Annotated in this window: 12 protein-coding genes; 7 read left to right on the top strand and 5 right to left on the bottom strand. The window is 67.1% G+C overall.

Annotated elements, in window-relative coordinates; all coding sequences use genetic code 11:
* Window positions 1-85: 85 nt before the first annotated feature.
* The 7 genes from N5C25_RS18100 to N5C25_RS18070 all read left to right on the top strand — a co-directional run bounded on the left by N5C25_RS18100 (window position 86) and on the right by N5C25_RS18070 (window position 8022).
* Entirely contained in the window at window positions 86-742 is a 657-nt protein-coding gene (locus N5C25_RS18100) for a glutathione S-transferase family protein (protein WP_005410282.1), read from the top strand.
* A 62-nt stretch (window positions 743-804) separates the two neighbouring features.
* Window positions 805-3084: a transketolase C-terminal domain-containing protein gene (locus N5C25_RS18095; RefSeq protein WP_058981246.1), complete on the top strand. Its 2280-nt coding sequence runs from the start codon at window positions 805-807 to the stop codon at window positions 3082-3084.
* Between the two features lie 3 nt (window positions 3085-3087).
* Complete coding sequence (gene asnB / locus N5C25_RS18090; protein ID WP_058981248.1) at window positions 3088-5031, top strand: asparagine synthase (glutamine-hydrolyzing); 1944 nt, start codon at window positions 3088-3090, stop codon at window positions 5029-5031.
* A 66-nt stretch (window positions 5032-5097) separates the two neighbouring features.
* Complete coding sequence (locus N5C25_RS18085) at window positions 5098-5658, top strand: NAD(P)H-dependent oxidoreductase (protein ID WP_021203035.1); 561 nt, start codon at window positions 5098-5100, stop codon at window positions 5656-5658.
* A gap of 212 nt (window positions 5659-5870) precedes the next feature.
* Complete coding sequence (locus tag N5C25_RS18080) at window positions 5871-7301, top strand: replicative DNA helicase (protein ID WP_021203036.1); 1431 nt, start codon at window positions 5871-5873, stop codon at window positions 7299-7301.
* Between the two features lie 263 nt (window positions 7302-7564).
* Complete coding sequence (locus N5C25_RS18075) at window positions 7565-7777, top strand: hypothetical protein (RefSeq protein WP_019660414.1); 213 nt, start codon at window positions 7565-7567, stop codon at window positions 7775-7777.
* Window positions 7774-8022: a hypothetical protein gene (locus N5C25_RS18070; RefSeq protein ID WP_262213327.1), complete on the top strand. Its 249-nt coding sequence runs from the start codon at window positions 7774-7776 to the stop codon at window positions 8020-8022. Before N5C25_RS18075 ends, N5C25_RS18070 begins: the two co-directional genes overlap by 4 nt.
* A gap of 145 nt (window positions 8023-8167) precedes the next feature.
* Here the strand turns inward: N5C25_RS18070 and lpdA are convergent, their stop codons facing one another.
* From lpdA to N5C25_RS18045, 5 genes are all read right to left on the bottom strand, one after another.
* Complete coding sequence (gene lpdA, locus N5C25_RS18065; RefSeq protein ID WP_279937524.1) at window positions 8168-9604, bottom strand: dihydrolipoyl dehydrogenase; 1437 nt, start codon at window positions 9602-9604, stop codon at window positions 8168-8170.
* A gap of 63 nt (window positions 9605-9667) precedes the next feature.
* Window positions 9668-10867, bottom strand: coding sequence for a dihydrolipoyllysine-residue succinyltransferase (sucB, locus tag N5C25_RS18060; RefSeq protein ID WP_019660411.1), 1200 nt, complete (start codon window positions 10865-10867; stop codon window positions 9668-9670).
* Between the two features lie 40 nt (window positions 10868-10907).
* Window positions 10908-13739 carry a 2-oxoglutarate dehydrogenase E1 component gene (locus tag N5C25_RS18055; RefSeq protein WP_279937522.1) on the bottom strand — a complete coding sequence of 944 codons (2832 nt, stop codon included), beginning with the start codon at window positions 13737-13739 and terminating at the stop codon, window positions 10908-10910.
* Between the two features lie 187 nt (window positions 13740-13926).
* Window positions 13927-14823: a GNAT family N-acetyltransferase gene (locus N5C25_RS18050; RefSeq protein WP_279937521.1), complete on the bottom strand. Its 897-nt coding sequence runs from the start codon at window positions 14821-14823 to the stop codon at window positions 13927-13929.
* Window positions 14824-14834: 11 nt separating this feature from the next.
* Window positions 14835-16250 carry a cupin domain-containing protein gene (locus N5C25_RS18045; protein ID WP_279937519.1) on the bottom strand — a complete coding sequence of 472 codons (1416 nt, stop codon included), beginning with the start codon at window positions 16248-16250 and terminating at the stop codon, window positions 14835-14837.
* Window positions 16251-16603: the final 353 nt, after the last annotated feature.

Below are 16603 nucleotides of genomic sequence, written 5' to 3'. Positions count from 1 at the left end.
CATGCTGCATCCGCGCTTGGCATTCCCTGGCGCACTTGCCAGACTGCACGCAGCCGGCCGCCGGCCGGATCCGATGGAGCAGGCAATGGTGGAAGAGCGCGTCCCGCTGACGGTGCATGGCATGTCGGTCTCGGGCAATTGCCACAAGGTCCGGCTGCTGCTTGAGCAGCTCGGCAGCCGTTACCGCTGGGTGGAAGTGGACAGTGCCCATGGCCAGACCCACACGCCCGAATTCCTGGCGCTCAACCCGAATGCCAAGGTGCCGCTGATCGTCCGCGACGACGGCCGCGTGCTGACCGAGTCCAACGCGATCCTGTTCTGGCTGGCCGAAGGCACGCCCTACCTGCCCAGCGATGGCTGGGAGCGTGCGCAGGCGTTGAGCTGGATGTTCTTCGAGCAGTACACGCACGAGCCGTGCGTGGCGGTAGCGCGCTTCATCCGGGGCTGGACGGCGCCCGACTCGCCACGCCGTGCCGAACTGCCACGCCTGCACGAGCGTGCCGCCACCGCGTTGGCGGTGATGGAGCAGCACCTGCGCGAAGCGCAGTGGTTCACCGGCAGCGGATACGGCATTGCCGATATCGCCCTGTTTGCCTATACCGATGTGGCGGGCGAGGGCGGCATCAGCCTGGAGCCGTTCCCGGAAGTTCGCGCCTGGCTGCAGCGCGTGCGTGCGCAGCCGCGCTTCCTGCCGATGCCGGCGGTGACCGCCGAGGTGCGCTCGCGTTTCGAGGCGGCTTGATGCCCACAGGGTAGCGCCCGGTATTGCCGGGCGGAACGCAACAACGACACGGAGGGTGTTCGATGTTCGCTGTGGTTCCGGATCCGATTCCCGCGCGCATGCGGGGGCTCAACCGCGCCGAGGTGTGCGACGTCAATTTCCTTGAGGCGGTGCGCGGGTGGCGCGGGACGCCGCGCCCGCGACCCGCGGCAGATGCTCCGATCCTGCCCGGCAGTACGCTCACCGCTGCCGCCTTCGATGAACTGTTCGACTCGCAGCTGGCCAGCCGCCAGCTGGACCTGATGGCGCGCGTGCTGCGCGTGCAGAACAAGGTCTTCTACACCATTGGTTCGTCCGGTCATGAAGGCAACGCGCTGCTGGCGCGGGCCTGCCGGCACTCCGATCCTGCCTTCCTGCACTATCGTTCCGGCGCCTTCATGGCCGAGCGTTCGCGGCAGGTGCCGGGCATCGACCCGCTGCGCGATGCGGCACTGTCCTTCGCCGCCAGCGCGGATGATCCGGCCAGCGGTGGCCGCCACAAGGTGTGGGGCAGCAAGCCGCTGTGGGTGCTGCCACAGACCTCGACGATTGCGTCGCACCTGCCCAAAGCGCTGGGCACCGCACTGGCCATCGAGAGTGGCAAGCGGCTGGGGCAGGCGCTGCCCATTCCCACCGACAGCATCGTGCTGTGCTCGTTCGGCGATGCGTCGGCCAACCACGCCACCGCGCAGACCGCCTTCAATACCGCGATGTGGTCGGCCTACCAGAAACTACCGGCGCCGATCCTGTTCGTCTGCGAGGACAACGGCCTGGGCATCTCGGTGAAGACCCCCGATGGCTGGATCGCCGAGCGCTTCAGCCACCAGCCGGGGCTGGACTATTTCTTTGCCGATGGTCTCGACCTGGCCACCGGGCACGCCCAGGTGCAGGCGGCGGTGGAACACTGCCGGCGCACGCGGCGGCCGACCTTCCTGCATCTGCGCACCACGCGCCTGATGGGCCATGCCGGCACCGATTTTGAAGTGGAATGGCGCGCGCTGCCGGAACTGTGCGCGGCCGAGGCGCAGGATCCGCTGCTGCGCTCGGCGCAGATCGCGCTGGAATCAGGCTGGATGGATGCGGCCGCCATCGAAGTGGCCTACGAAACGATGCGCGCGCGCTGCATGGCCGCTGCCGCCGATGCCGAAGGCAGTGCGAAGCTGCAGTCGCTGCGGGAGGTGATGGCGCCGCTGGCACCGTACACCCCTGCAGCGGTGCAGGCCGAAGCGCAGCGCGAGGTCGCTGCCGAAGCACGCGAGGCACTCTATGGCGGTGCCGAGGCATTGCCGGAACGACAGGCGCCGCGGCATCTCGCGATCCAGATCAATCATGGTCTGCAGGAGCTGCTGGCCAAGTATCCGCAGAGCCTGCTGTTCGGCGAGGACGTGGCGCAGAAGGGCGGTGTCTACACCGTCACCAAGGATCTGCTGCGCCGCTTCGGGCCGCGCCGGGTGTTCAACACCCTGCTGGACGAGACCATGATCCTGGGCATGGCGCAAGGCCTGGCCAACATGGGCATGCTGCCGATCCCGGAAATCCAGTACCTGGCCTATCTGCACAACGCCATCGACCAGCTGCGTGGCGAAGCCTGTTCGCTGCAGTTCTTCTCCAACGACCAGTACCGCAACCCGATGCTGGTGCGGGTGGCCGGGCTGGGCTACCAGAAGGGTTTCGGCGGCCATTTCCACAACGACAACTCGGTCACCGCCCTGCGCGACATCCCCGGGCTGGTGGTCGGCTGCCCATCGCGCGGCGACGATGCGGTGATGATGCTGCGCACGCTGGCGGCGCTGGCCCGGGTGGATGGGCGCGTGGCCGTGTTCCTGGAGCCGATCGCGCTGTACATGAGCAAGGACCTGCATGAGCCGGGCGATGGCCAGTGGCTGTTCGACTACCCGGCCCAGGGCCAGGCACTCGTGCCGGGCGAAGGCCGTGTTTACGGGCCGGAGGCTGGCGACCTGGTGGTCTACACCTACGGCAATGGCGTGCCGATGGCGCTGCGCGCAGCGCGGGCCATCGAACAGCAGCTGGGCTGGCAGGTACGGGTGGTCGACCTGCGCTGGCTGGTGCCGCTGGATGCCGGCTTCATCGCCAGCCAGGCCGCCAGCGCACGGCGCGTGCTGGTGCTGGACGAGGGCCGCCACAGTGGAGGGGTGGGCGAGGGCGTGGTCACCGCACTGGTCGAGGCCGGTTTCGGCCACCTGCCGCTGCGCCGGGTCTGCGGCGCCGATACCTATACCCCGCTGGCAGGGGCAGCAATGTTCGGGCTTCCAAGCGACAATGCGGTGATTGGCGCCGCCCTTGAACTGGCGCAGGAACCTTGATGCATGTGTGGATTGGCGGGAATGTTGTTGCCGGCGCCGGTGGCGTCGGCCGAGGTGCTGCAGGCGCAGGTCCTGGCCATGGGCGAGGCACTGCACCACCGCGGGCCGGATGATGGCGGCAGCTGGGTCGATGCCGGGGCAGGCATCGCGCTGGCGCACCGTCGGCTGAGCATTCTCGATCTGTCGCCGCTGGGCCACCAGCCGATGGCCTCGTCCGATGGCCGCTACGTGATGGCCTACAACGGCGAGGTCTACAACTTCGCCGCCCTGCGTGCCGAACTGGAGCCGCTGGGGCATGCTTTCCGTGGCCATTCCGACACCGAAGTGCTGCTCGCGGCGATCCTGCAGTGGGGCATGGAAGACACCCTGCAGCGTTGCAACGGCATGTTCGCCATCGCGCTGTGGGATCGCCAGGCGCAGTGCCTGTGGCTGGCACGCGACCGCGTTGGCAAGAAGCCGTTGTACTACGGCTGGGCCGGGGACACCCTGGTGTTCGGCTCCGAACTGAAGGCGCTGTGGCAGCACCCGGCCTTCGACAACGACATCGACCGTGACGCACTGACCCTGCTGCTGCGGCTGGACTACATTCCAGCCCCGCACAGCATCCACCAGCGCTGCTACAAGCTGATGCCGGGCCGCGTGCTGCGCCTGGATGCCGAAGCCGTGGCGGCGGGCGCTTCGGCGCATCGCCCGGAACAGGCGCAGCGCCCCTACTGGGATGCACGTGCACGCATGCAGGCGGCGCTGGCTGCGCCGTTCCAGGGCCGCATCGAGGAGGCCGAGGAGCAGCTGGACGGGCTGCTGCGCGACGCAGTGGCGCTGCGCATGGTGGCCGACGTGCCGGTGGGCGTGTTCCTGTCCGGGGGTACCGATTCGTCGCTGGTGGCGGCGCTGATGCAGGCGCAGAGCGGGCAGCCGGTGCACAGTTTCAGCATCGGATTTACCGATTCGAGCCACGACGAGGCGCCGCTGGCCAAGGAACTGGCCGCGCACCTGGGCTGTGACCACACCGAACTCTACGTGAGTGGCGCCGATGCACTGGCGGTGGTGCCGCAGTTGCCGGCGATGTTTGACGAACCCTTCGCCGATGCCTCACAGGTACCGACCGCGCTGGTCGCCCGGCTGGCGCGGCAGGGCGTGACCGTGGCGCTTTCCGGCGATGGTGGCGACGAACTGTTCTTCGGCTACACCCGCTATGTGCGCGCGCTGCGCAACTGGCAGATGCTGGGGCGCGTGCCTGGGCCGCTGCGGCGCTGGATGGGCGCGCGCTCCCAGCAGCAGGGCGAGGCCTCGCGTACCGGCGGCCTGGCCGCGCTGTTGGCCGAGTCCGGCGCGCGTGGCATCGGTGACGTGTACCGCAACCGCATCTCGCGCTGGCGCGACCCGACAACGGCAGTGCCGGGCGCGCAGGCTGCCGGCAGCTTCTATGATCTGGCCGATCCGTTGCACGGCGCCGGCACACCGGCCGACGCGATGATGCTGGCCGATTACCTGACCTACCTGCCGGATGATCTGCTGTGCAAGGTCGACCGGACCTCGATGGCGGTCAGCCTGGAAGCGCGCGCACCGTTGCTGGATTCACGCGTGGCCGAGTTCGCCTGGTCGCTGCCGCTGGGCTTCAAGCGCAGTGAGACCACCAGCAAGGTGCTGCTCAAGCGCGTGCTGGGCCGTTATGTGCCGCAGTCGATGGTGCACCGTCCCAAGCGCGGTTTCGGCGCACCGGTCAGTGACTGGCTGAAGGGCGACCTGCGGCCGTGGGCCGAAGACCTGTTGCAGCCGGCACGGCTGGAGCGGGAGGGCGTGCTGTCGGCGGCCGCCATACAGCCGCTGTGGCAGCAGTTCCTCGGCGGCCAGCGCAAGTGGCATACCCATCTGTGGAACGTGCTGATGTTCCAGGCCTGGCAGGCGCATTGGCGGCAGGTGCGTGCGGGCGTGACGGGCGGCTGATCTTCACCGGCCTGCAAGGGCCCGGCGACTAGGCTGGTGCTCCCGCACCGTGAGGAGTATGTCCCGATGTCCGTCCCCACCATCGCCGTGTTCGTTGGCAGCCTGCGCAAGGATTCCTGCAACCGCAAGCTGGCCCATGCGCTGGAGAAGCTCGCCGGTGATCGCGCGCGCTTCCAGTACGTGCAGATCGGCGATCTGCCGTTGTACGACCAGGATTTCGACGCCGATTATCCGCCGCAGGGCACCCGGCTGAAGGACCAGGTGCGCGCCGCCGACGCGGTGCTGTTCGTGACACCCGAGTACAACCGGTCGGTGCCCGGCGTGCTCAAGAACGCCATCGATATCGGATCGCGCCCGTATGGTGACAGTGCGTTTGCCGGCAAGCCGGCGGCGGTGATCGGCGCCTCCATCGGCCAGATCGGCACCGCCGTGGCCCAGCAGCATCTGCGCAACAGCCTGGCCTTCCTGGACATGCACGTGCTCGGCCAGCCAGAGGCATTCATTCATTTCAAGGACGGCCTGATCGATGCCGACGGCACGGTCCACAACGAGGGCACGCAGAAATTCCTGCAGGGCTATATGGACCGGTTCCTGGCGCTGATCGCGGTGCACGTCAAGGGCGATTGACGCCAGCGGTCGACACCCCCATCTGCGATAATGCGTGCTCGGGCGCCGCAACGGCGCCCGTCGCAGGCAGTGCGACGCTCCCACGCCAGTCTGGCCAGGTACCGGCGGATATCCCCCGTTTTCCCACGGTTTATCCACAGGCTTGTCCATCGCCGCCGGGGGCGGCACATGCCTACACTCGTCTCGCCCACTTTTGCAGGAAACATCGCAGCATGTCCGCTCGCCCCGGCTTCCGTTCCAACCGCAGAGAGCGCGGTGATGGCTTCGATCGCGAACGCGACGAGTCGCGCATCGACCAGCTGCGGGTACCGCCGCATTCGGTGGAAGCCGAGCAGGCGGTGCTGGGTGGCCTGATGCTGGCCCCGGAGGCCTACGACCGGGTCAATGACCAGCTGACCGAAGGCGACTTCTACCGCCGCGACCACCAGATGATCTATCGCGCAATCCGTGAGCTGTCCGAGCGCGAGCGGCCGTTCGATGCGGTGACCTTGGGCGAGTGGTTCGAATCGCAGGGCAAGATGGAACTGGTGGGTGATGGCGCCTACCTGGTCGAGCTGGCCAGTACCACGCCGTCAGCCGCCAACATCGTGGCCTATGCCGAGATCGTGCGTGACAAGGCGGTGCTGCGGCAGCTGATCCAGGTCGGCACGGATATCGTCAACGACGGCTTCCAGCCCGAAGGGCGTGACAGCAGCGAGCTGCTGGCCTCGGCAGAAAAGAGCGTGTTCGCCATCGCCGAACAGGGCGCACGCGGCCGTACCGATTTCGTGGCGATGCCCGGTGCACTGAAGGATGCCTTCGAAGAGCTGCGCAGTCGTTTCGAGAACGGCGGCAACATTACCGGCCTGCCGACCGGTTATACCGATTTCGACGCAATGACCTCCGGCCTGCAGCCGACCGACCTGATCATCCTTGCCGCGCGCCCGGCCATGGGCAAGACCACCTTCGCACTGAACATCGCCGAGTACGCAGCGATCAAATCGAAGAAAGGCGTGGCCGTGTTCTCGATGGAAATGTCGGCCGCGCAGTTGGCGATGCGCCTGATTTCCTCCAATGGCCGCATCAACGCGCAGCGCCTGCGTACCGGCCAGCTGGAAGACGAGGACTGGAGCCGTGTCACCAGCGCGATCAAGATGCTGAAAGAAACCAAGATCTTCATCGACGACACGCCCGGCGTGTCGCCTGAAGTGCTGCGTTCCAAGTGCCGCCGCCTCAAGCGCGAGCATGACCTGGGCCTGGTGGTGATCGACTACCTGCAGCTGATGAGCGTGCCGGGCAACAGCGAGAACCGCGCGACTGAAATCTCGGAAATCTCGCGTTCGCTGAAGGGCCTGGCCAAGGAACTGAACGTTCCAGTGATCGCGTTGTCGCAGCTCAACCGCTCGCTGGAAACGCGTACCGACAAGCGCCCGGTGATGGCCGACCTTCGCGAATCGGGCGCAATCGAGCAGGACGCGGACATGATCGTCTTCATCTACCGCGACGATTACTACAACAAGGAAAATTCGCCAGACAAGGGCCTGGCCGAGATCATCATCGGCAAGCACCGTGGTGGCCCGACCGGTTCGTGCAAGCTGAAGTTCTTTGGCGAATACACCCGCTTCGACAACCTGGCCCACGATTCGGTCGGCTCGTTCGAGTAACGGTCGTGCCGGCCGTTGGCCGGCAACCGCCATCGGGCGCTGTAGAGCCCAAGGCAGCGGCAGGAGCCGCTGTCAGCGCCCCCGTGCAGCGCGGGTTCCATGCGGTCGCCACGAAGCGCAGCCGGGCATGGGCTCGGCGTTGCACCGGCGCTGGGTCGGTTTCATCGCCCCCAGCCCGGTTTCGTCGCAAACCGTTTGCATGCGGCAAGGGCAGGGCGCCAACGTGTCGGCAGGCGGCAAGGTGCCGCCACAAGGAGACCGTGATGAAGACCCTGTTCGCGCTCGGTGTGTGGTGCCTGCTGTTCGTGCTGTGCTGGCCGCTGGCGGTCCTCGCCCTGATCGCGTGGCCGTTTGTCTGGTTGCTGAGCCTGCCGTTCCGCTTGGTCGGCATCACGTTCTCGGCGCTGTTCGCGTTCCTGCGCGCGCTGTTCATGCTACCCGCGCGCCTGCTCGGCGGCGGCCCGGTGGCGGCATGAGGGCGGTGGTGCTGGTCGCGCTGGCATTGCTTGCGGGGCCGGCACCGGCCACACCGGTGTCACCGTCGTCCGCATGGCTGGAACGACAGCAGGCCGCCGCTGCCGATGAGGCGGATGCTGCAGCGGCCGGGGCGGTCAAGCCCAGGGAGCGCTGCCGGGTGGTGAAGGAGTGGAAGGCGGGTGGAACCGTGGTCCAGCACCGCATCTGTGACGATCCGCCGAAGAAGCCGGCCGGAAAGGTGTAGCGCCGAGCCCAATGCTCGGCGGCCTGTGCAGGGCAGCCGAGCGTGGGCTCGGCACTACAGGGAAATGAGCAACAAAAAACCCCGCCGAAGCGGGGTTCCTTGCATCCGGCCATGCCGGCCAGCGGCCGGCACAAACCGCGAACGATCAGTTCGCCTTGTGGATGGCGCGCTTGCTGACCGCCATCGCCGCGTCGTGGATCACTTCCGACAGCGACGGGTGGGCGTGGCAGATGCGGGCCAGGTCGTCGGCCGAGCCGCTGAATTCCATGGTCAGCACGCCTTCGTGCACCAGCTCGGAGACGTTGGCGCCGACCAGGTGCATGCCGAGGATGCGATCAGTTTCGGCATGGGCCAGGATCTTCACGAAGCCCGCCGGCTCGATCATCGCCACGGCACGGCCGTTGGCGGCGAACGGGAAGCTGCCGGCCTTGTACGGAATGCCCTCGGCCTTCAGCTGGGCTTCGGTCTTGCCGACCCAGGCCAGTTCCGGCTCGGTGTAGATGACCCACGGGATGGTGTCGAAGTTGACGTGGCCCGGCAGGCCGGCGATCAGCTCAGCCACCGCGATGCCTTCCTCGAAGCCCTTGTGCGCCAGCATCGGGCCGCGCACGCAGTCGCCGACCGCCCACACGCCGTCGACGCCGGTGTGGCAGTGCGCATCGACTTCAATCTGGCCGCGCTCGTTGACCTTGACGCCGGTGCCTTCGGCCAGCAGGCCCTTGGTGGCGGCGCGACGGCCCACGGCCACCAGCAGCTTGTCCACGGTCAGGGTCTTTTCGCCTTCGGCGTCGGTGTAGGTGACGATGACTTCCTTCTTCTTGCCCTTGACGGTGATCTCGGTCTTGGAAACCTTGGCATTGAGCTTGATGTCCAGGCCCTGCTTCTTGAACTCCTTGGCAGCGGTCTTGGCCACTTCGGCGTCAGCAGCGGCCAGGAACTCCGGCATGGCTTCCAGGATGGTCACTTCAGCGCCCAGGCGCTTCCACACGCTGCCCAGTTCCAGGCCGATCACGCCGGCGCCGATCACCGCCAGGCGGTTCGGCACTTCGGTGAAGTCTAGGCCGCCGACGTTGTCGACGATGGTCTCGCCGTCGAACTTGGCGAACGGCAGCTCGATCGAATCCGAACCGGCCGCGATGATGACGTTGGTGCCCTTCAGCTCGACTTCCGAACCGTCGTGCTGCTTCACCTTGACCACGTTGCCCGGCTGCAGCTGGCCGAAGCCGTAATAGGCGGCGACCTTGTTGGCCTTGAACAGCATGCCGATGCCGCCGGTGAACTGCTTGACGATCTTGTCCTTGCGGCCAATCATCGCCTCGACGTCGATCTTGGCATCCTTGAAGCTGATGCCGTGGTCGCCAAAGATGTGGCCCATGTTCCAGAACTGGCGCGAGGAATCCAGCAGCGCCTTGGACGGGATGCAGCCCACGCGCAGGCAGGTGCCGCCGAGGGCCGGCTTGCCGTCCTTGCCCAGCGCTGCGTCGATGCAGGCGGTCTTCAGGCCCAGCTGGGCCGCGCGGATGGCAGCGTGGTAACCGGCCGGGCCGGCACCGATGACGACGACGTCGAATTGTTCAGCCATTGAATTATTCCTTGATGCATTACCAGAACCCCTCCGCGCAGGCGCGGAGGGGCGGGAGGTTTCTTACAGGCCGAACAGCATGCGGCCCGGGTTTTCCAGCTGGTTCTTGATGTCCACCAGGAACTGCACCGAGTCCTTGCCGTCGATGATGCGGTGGTCGTAGGACAGCGCCAGGTACATCATCGGCGCGATCACGACCTGGCCGTTCTGGGCGATCGGACGCTCCTTGATGGCGTGCATGCCCAGGATGGCGCTCTGCGGCGGGTTGATGATCGGGGTCGACAGCAGCGAACCGAAGGTGCCGCCGTTGGTCACGGTGAAGGTGCCGCCCTGCAGTTCTTCCAGGCCCAGCTTGCCGTCACGTGCCTTCTTGGCGTAGTCGGCGATGGTCTTCTCGATGTCGGCGAACGACATGCGCTCGACGTTGCGCAGGACCGGCGTGACCAGGCCCTTCTCGGTCGAGACGGCGATCGAGATGTCCGAGTAGCCGTGATAGATGATGTCGTCGCCGTCGATCGAGGCATTGACCAGCGGGAAGCGCTGCAGCGCGTTGGCAGCGGCCTTCACGAAGAAGCTCATGAAGCCCAGCTTGATGCCGTGGGCCTTGACGAACTCGTCCTGCAGTTCCTTGCGCGCGGCCGAAACCTTGGACAGGTCGACTTCGTTGAAGGTGGTCAGCATGGCGGTGGAGTTCTTCGACTCCATCAGGCGCTCGGCAATGCGCTTGCGGATGCGGGTCATCGGCACGCGCTCTTCCGGACGTGCGCCACCGGCCTTGCCGGCGCCGCCGTTGCGGGCGAAGTTGACGATGTCTTCCTTGGTCACCGCGCCACGACGGCCGGTGCCGTCGACGTCGGCCGGGTTCACGCCTTCGGTGATGGCGGTGAAGCGGGCGCCCGGCGGCAGCGCGTCGGCGGCCGACTTGGCAGCCGGGGCCGGCGCAGCGGCAGCGGCCGGAGCAGCGGCGGCCGGTGCGGCTTCAGCCTTCTTCTCTTCAGCGGCCGGGGCCGGAGCCGCAGCTACGGCGCCTTCTTCGATGATCGCCACCACCTGGCTGGAGGTCACGGTATCGCCTTCCTTGAACTTGATTTCCTTCAGCACGCCGTCAACCGGCGACGGCACTTCCAGGACAACCTTGTCGGTTTCCAGGTCAAGCAGGTTTTCGTCGCGCTTGACGGCGTCGCCCACCTTCTTGTGCCAGGTGGCGATGGTGCCGTCGGCGACGGATTCGGGCAGTACCGGGGCTTTGACTTCGGTGGCCATTGCGGGAGCTTCCTGGTTTGTCTTCTAAATAGGGGGGGAGTTATTCAGCGACCTGGTCGTTGAACGGGTTGACCAGTGCGTCGGCGATCAGCTGCTGCTGCTCGCGGACATGGTCAGCCATGTGACCGGCAGCCGGCGAGGCCGAACGTGCGCGACCGGCGTAGTGCAGGTTCTGGCCATCGGCCAGGCAGAACTGCAGGTGGTGGCGGATCTGGTACCACGCGCCCTGATTCTGCGGTTCTTCCTGCGTCCACACCACGTCGGTGGCCTTGCCGTACTTCTTCAGCTCGGCAGCCAGCAGCGCACGCGGGAACGGATACAGCTGCTCCACGCGGATGATCGCCACGTCGTCCTGGCCACGCTTGGTCTGGTCCTCCAGCAGGTCGTAGTAGACCTTGCCCGAGCACAGCACCACGCGCTTGACCTTCTTGCCGTCGGCATTGGCGTCGCCGATCAGGTGCTGGAACTCGCCGTTGGCCAGCTCGTCGAGGGTCGACACCGCCAGCTTGTGGCGCAGCAGCGACTTCGGCGACATCACCACCAGCGGCTTGCGGGTGGTCATGTGCAGCTGGCGACGCAGCATGTGGAAGGCCTGGGCCGGAGTCGACGGCACGACCACCAGCATGTTCTCCAGCGCGCACAGCTGCAGGAAGCGCTCCAGGCGCGCCGAGCTGTGCTCCGGGCCTTGCCCTTCATAGCCGTGCGGCAGCAGCAGGGTCAGGCCGGAAATGCGGCCCCACTTGGCTTCACCGGCGGCGATGAACTGGTCGATCACCACCTGGGCGCCGTTGGCGAAGTCGCCGAACTGGCCTTCCCAGATGCACAGCGTGTTCGGATCGGTGGTGGAGAAGCCGTATTCGTATGCCATCACCGCTTCTTCGCTCAGCAGCGAGTCGATGACGGTGGCCTTCTCCGGCGAATCCACCAGCTGCCGCAGCGGCATGTAGTAGTTGTCGGTCTTCTGGTCGTGCAGGATCGCGTGGCGGTGCGTGAACGTACCGCGGCCGACGTCCTGGCCGACCAGGCGCAGTGCATGGCCTTCGTCGAGCAGGGTGGCGTAGGCCAGGTTCTCGGCAAAGCCCCAGTCGCCCGGAATCTCGCCGGCGGCCATCTTGCGGCGGTCGTCGTAGACCTTGGCCACGCGCGAGTGCAGCTGCACTTCGTCCGGGATGGTGTTGATCAGCCTGGCCAGTTCGACCAGCTTGTTCTTCTCGACCTTGGTCGAGACCGGGTCGGACAGCTTGCCTTCCAGCAGCTTCGGCCAATCGACGAACAGCGGGCTGCTCGGCGGGGTCTTCTCGACCTTGGCCAGTTCGGTGGTCACTTCACCGGCGTCCAGCTTCTCGCGGTAGGCATCGACCATCGCCTTGCCGGCACCGGCGGCGATCACGCCTGCCTTCTCCAGCTGCTCGGCGTACATCTCGCGGGTGGTCGGGTGCTTGCGGATCACCTGGTACATCAGCGGCTGGGTGATTGCCGGTTCGTCGGCCTCGTTGTGGCCCCAACGGCGGTAGCACATCAGGTCGATGACCACGTCCTTGGCGAACTTCTGGCGGAACTCGAAGGCCAGCTGCGCGGCGAACACCACCGCTTCCGGATCATCGCCGTTCACGTGCAGTACCGGCGCGGCGATCATCTTCGCCACGTCGGTGGCATAGCGCGTGGAGCGCGTATCCAGCGGGTTGGAGGTGGTGAAGCCCACCTGGTTATTGACCACGATGTGCACGGTGCCACCGACGGCGAAGCCGCGGGCCTGCGACATCTGGAACAGCTCCATGACCACGCCCTGGCCGGAGAAGGCCGCGTCGCCGTGGATCAGGATCGGCATCACCTGCTTGCGGGCGGTGTCCTTGCGGCGCTCCTGGCGCGAACGCACGGAACCGGCCACGACCGGGTCGGCGATTTCCAGGTGCGACGGGTTGAACGCCAGCGCCAGGTGCACCGGGCCGCCTTCAGTGGCGACGTCGGCGGAGAAGCCCATGTGGTACTTCACGTCGCCGGCCGAAGCGTGCTCGTCGTGCTCGAACTTGCCCTCGAACTCGTCGAACAGCTTGCGCGGGTTCTTGCCCAGGGTGTTGACCAGCACGTTCAGGCGGCCGCGGTGGGCCATGCCGATCACCACGTCCTTGACGCCATCCTTGCCGGCGCTGCGGATGATGGTGTCCATCATCGGGATCAGCGAGTCGCCGCCTTCCAGCGAGAAGCGCTTCTGGCCGACGTACTTGGTGTGCAGGTAGCGCTCCAGGCCTTCGGCCGCGGTCAGGCGCTCCAGGGTGCGGCGCTGGGTGTCAGCGTCCAGCTGGTAGTTGCCACCGGCCGCTTCCAGCTTCTTGTAGATCCACTGGCGCTGCTCGACCTCGGAGATGTGCATGAACTCCGCACCGATCGAGCCGGTGTAGGTCGCCTTCAGGCGTGCCAGCAGGTCGCGCAGCTTCATGCGCGGCTGGCCGCCGACGCCGCCGGTGCTGAACTCGCTGTTGAGGTCGGCATCGGACAGGCTGTGGAACGGCAGGCCCAGGTCCGGGGTGTTGACCGGTGCGGCCAGGCCCAGCGGGTCCAGGCGGGCGTCGAGGTGGCCGCGGGAGCGGTAGGCGGTGATCAGACGACCGACATTGCGCTCGCGCTCGTCGCCCGCACCGCTGCCGGTGCCAGCTTTCAGCGCATCCTTGGCCGCGTCCGCGATGTGGGAGATGACGGCCGAGTGCGGAATGTCACCTGCTTCACGGCCCTTGAAGCCATCGAAGTAGGTTTTCCATTTGGGATCGACACTATCCGGGGAGACCAGGTACTGCTCGTACAGGTCCTCGACATAGGAGGCGTTGCCGCCGGCGAGTTGCGAAGATTGCGCAAACTGCTTCAGTTGATTGTCCACGATGGAGGGTGTTGATTCGCTTTGTGGGGTATGGCTTCAGAAGGACCCGGCAGGAATGATGAATAGCCCTGCGCGGGCGCGTTCAAACAGCCAAATTGTACCCCCAACGGGCCACGAAGGGGCATTGCCGCAGGCAACCCGCGTCCTCGGGTGCCGGTTCCAGACAGGTTGGGTCGGCGGCGCCGGCTCAGATGCCGAGCGCGCGCAGTTCGCTGCAATCGCGCGAACGGTCCCAGACACGCAGCAATTGCTGCTCGAACGGCTGCGAACGTGCAGGCAGTGCGATGCCGGCCTCGCCGTCGAGGCGATGGCCGATCAGACGAAAGTAGAAGTCGCCCGCATCGTTGAGCAGGCAGGCCGAGGCCAACGCACGGTCGACCGGATCGCTGACCTCGCGGAACCGGACCACGCTGGGCAGGCGCTGGGCCAGCGCCAGCAGTGGGGCGCCGGCAGTGGCGATCGCAGCGGCATCGTGCACGATCACCCGCAGCTGCTTGTCGTGGCGGGCAGTGACGAAGCGGCGCAGCGCGGCCTGCACCGTAGGCGTGTCGAGCAGGCCCGGGTCGAGCTGGCGGCTGTGCAGCCACAGCTGGCGACGGGCGCGGTGAATGACGGCGGTAGTGGCCGCCACGGCCTCGGCGCGGCTGTCGATGGCGCTGGCCGCGCCCAGCCGCCGCCGCATCTGCTGGTGGCCGATGCCGGCCTCCTCGAACACCTCGCCCTCGGGCAGGAAGCCCTGGCGGGCATAGAAGTCGCGGGCGGGCAGCTGGGCGTGCAGGTGCAGTTCGGCCAGGCCGAGCCGGCGCCCGGCCTCCACCAGTGCCTCCAGCAGGGCCTCACCGACGCCCTGGCTGCGATGGTCGGCCAGCACCGCCATGCGACCGATGCGGCCATCGGGGGCAAGGCGGCCGGTGCCGACCGGCAGGCCTTCGGCGTCCAGCGCCAGCACATGGGCGCTGACCGGGTCCAGCGCGTCGCGTTCCAGTTCGGCGGCGATGCCCTGTTCCTGCACGAACACGCGTTGGCGCACGTCGTGGATGGCAACGTGGGCGTCGGCGTGGCTGACCTGCTGGACCCGGACCATGGCGGCAGGGCTCAGGCGCGACCGTCGTCGCTGTCGTCTTCGTCGTGATCCTCGAAGTTGACGATGACCTCGATGCCGTCGTCGTGCACGGTCACGGTGTGGACATCGTCGGACACCGCGTCGGCGTCGATCGCGTCGACACGGTCACGGCCTTCAACCACTTCGCCGAGCACCACGGCGTCTTCGCCGTCATCCTCATCTTCAGCGTCATGCAGCTCGTTCGGATCGATCAGCTGGAACACGCCACCGGCCAACAGCTGCTGGACCACCGCGCGGCCCTTGTCGGACAGCCCGCGATAGGCGGCGGCATCGAGCTGCTCGGCGCCGGCCAGGCGCTGCGCGTCCTTCACCGGCAGCGCGAAGTCCTGGCCGCTGACGTACAGGCTGGCACCGCGCTTGGCGCGGCGCCAGGCCAGGCGTGCCCACGGGTGACGCTGCAGCAGCAGGCCCGAGGCCAGCGCCTGGACCACTTCCTCTGGTGCCGGTGCGGCCTGGTGGGCCATCACCTCGCCGGCGGCGCGGTAGGTGGTGATGAAGCGGCCGAACCAGTCGCCCAGCTTGTCCGGGTCGTTCATGCGGATGGCGTTGAGGGCGGTGATCACCCGCGCCATCGCCACCGTGTCGATCTCGTTCGGGTCGGCCGGTACCTTCAGATCGGCATCCTGGTAGCGGATGTTCTCGTCGGCATCGGCGATCAGGGTGTCCAGATAGTCACTGATCAGCTCGGCCGAAGAGGGCGCACGCATGCCGAACGAGAAGGTCAGGCAGGGGTCTTCGGCGACGCCGTGGTGCGGCACGTTCGGCGGCAGGTAGAGCATGTCGCCCGGCGCCAGCACCCAGTCGTGGGTGGGCTTGAACACCTTCAGCAGCTTCAGCTCCACGTCCGGGCGGAAGCCCAGCGGCGGCTGCCTGCCCTTGATCGATTCGCTGGCATCGATCTGCCAGCGGCGGTGGCCGTGGGCCTGCAGCAGGAATACGTCGTACTGGTCGACGTGGGCGCCGACCGAGCCGCCGGTGGCGGCGAAGCTGATCATCACGTCATCCATGCGCCAGCGCGGCAGGAAGCTGAAGTGCTCGATCAGGGCGCGCACGTCCGGGTCCCACTTGTCCACGTCCTGCACCAGCAGGGTCCAATCGTGGTCGGGCAGGGCGGGGAACACGTCTTCCTGGAACGGGCCGGTACGCACGCGCCAGCCGTCTTGGGTCTTGTCGTGCTCGATCAGGCGCGCCAGCACGCCTTCCTCGCAGGCCAGCCCGGCCAGGTCTTCCGGCTGCACCGGGGTCTGGAAATTGGGGAAGGCGTTGCGGATCAGCAGCGGGCGCTTCTGCCAGAAGTCGCGCAGGAAGGTGGCCGGCGCCATGCCCAGCGGCTGGCCGGGGCGGGCGGTGACTTCGATGAGGGGAGCGGTGGACTTGCGGGCGGCCATGGGGAATTCCTTGCAGCGGAAAGCGGGAGGGGCGGCGTGGCGGCCGCCGAGGGGGACATTGTCCGCCGTTCGTGGGGATTGCGCACGTGCGCGGGATTGTCGCGGGGAATCCGGCCAACGGCGGAGCCCCTCGTGGCGGGGTGGTTGGTCGCGTAAAGCGCTGGCTTCATGGGCTGGGCCGGGCGGAGTGGGTTCGCGGGACACGCCGTGAACCCGTCCCTGGGGGCTCGATGGCGCCATCCATGGCGCCAACGGTCCTGCGAACCCAGCCCGCCCGGCCCCTGACAGTTTCCTGCGCGGCCCGCCACGGAATGGAAGAAGAAAATCAAAGGCAACAGCGGGTCGCGCGCTGC

The sequence above is a fragment of the Stenotrophomonas sp. GD03958 genome (genome assembly GCF_029839005.1).
GTDB classification, from domain to species: Bacteria; Pseudomonadota; Gammaproteobacteria; order Xanthomonadales; family Xanthomonadaceae; genus Stenotrophomonas; species Stenotrophomonas hibiscicola.
The sequence above is the reverse complement of the archived record's forward strand: the minus strand, read 5'-3'. Positions and strand labels throughout refer to the sequence as shown.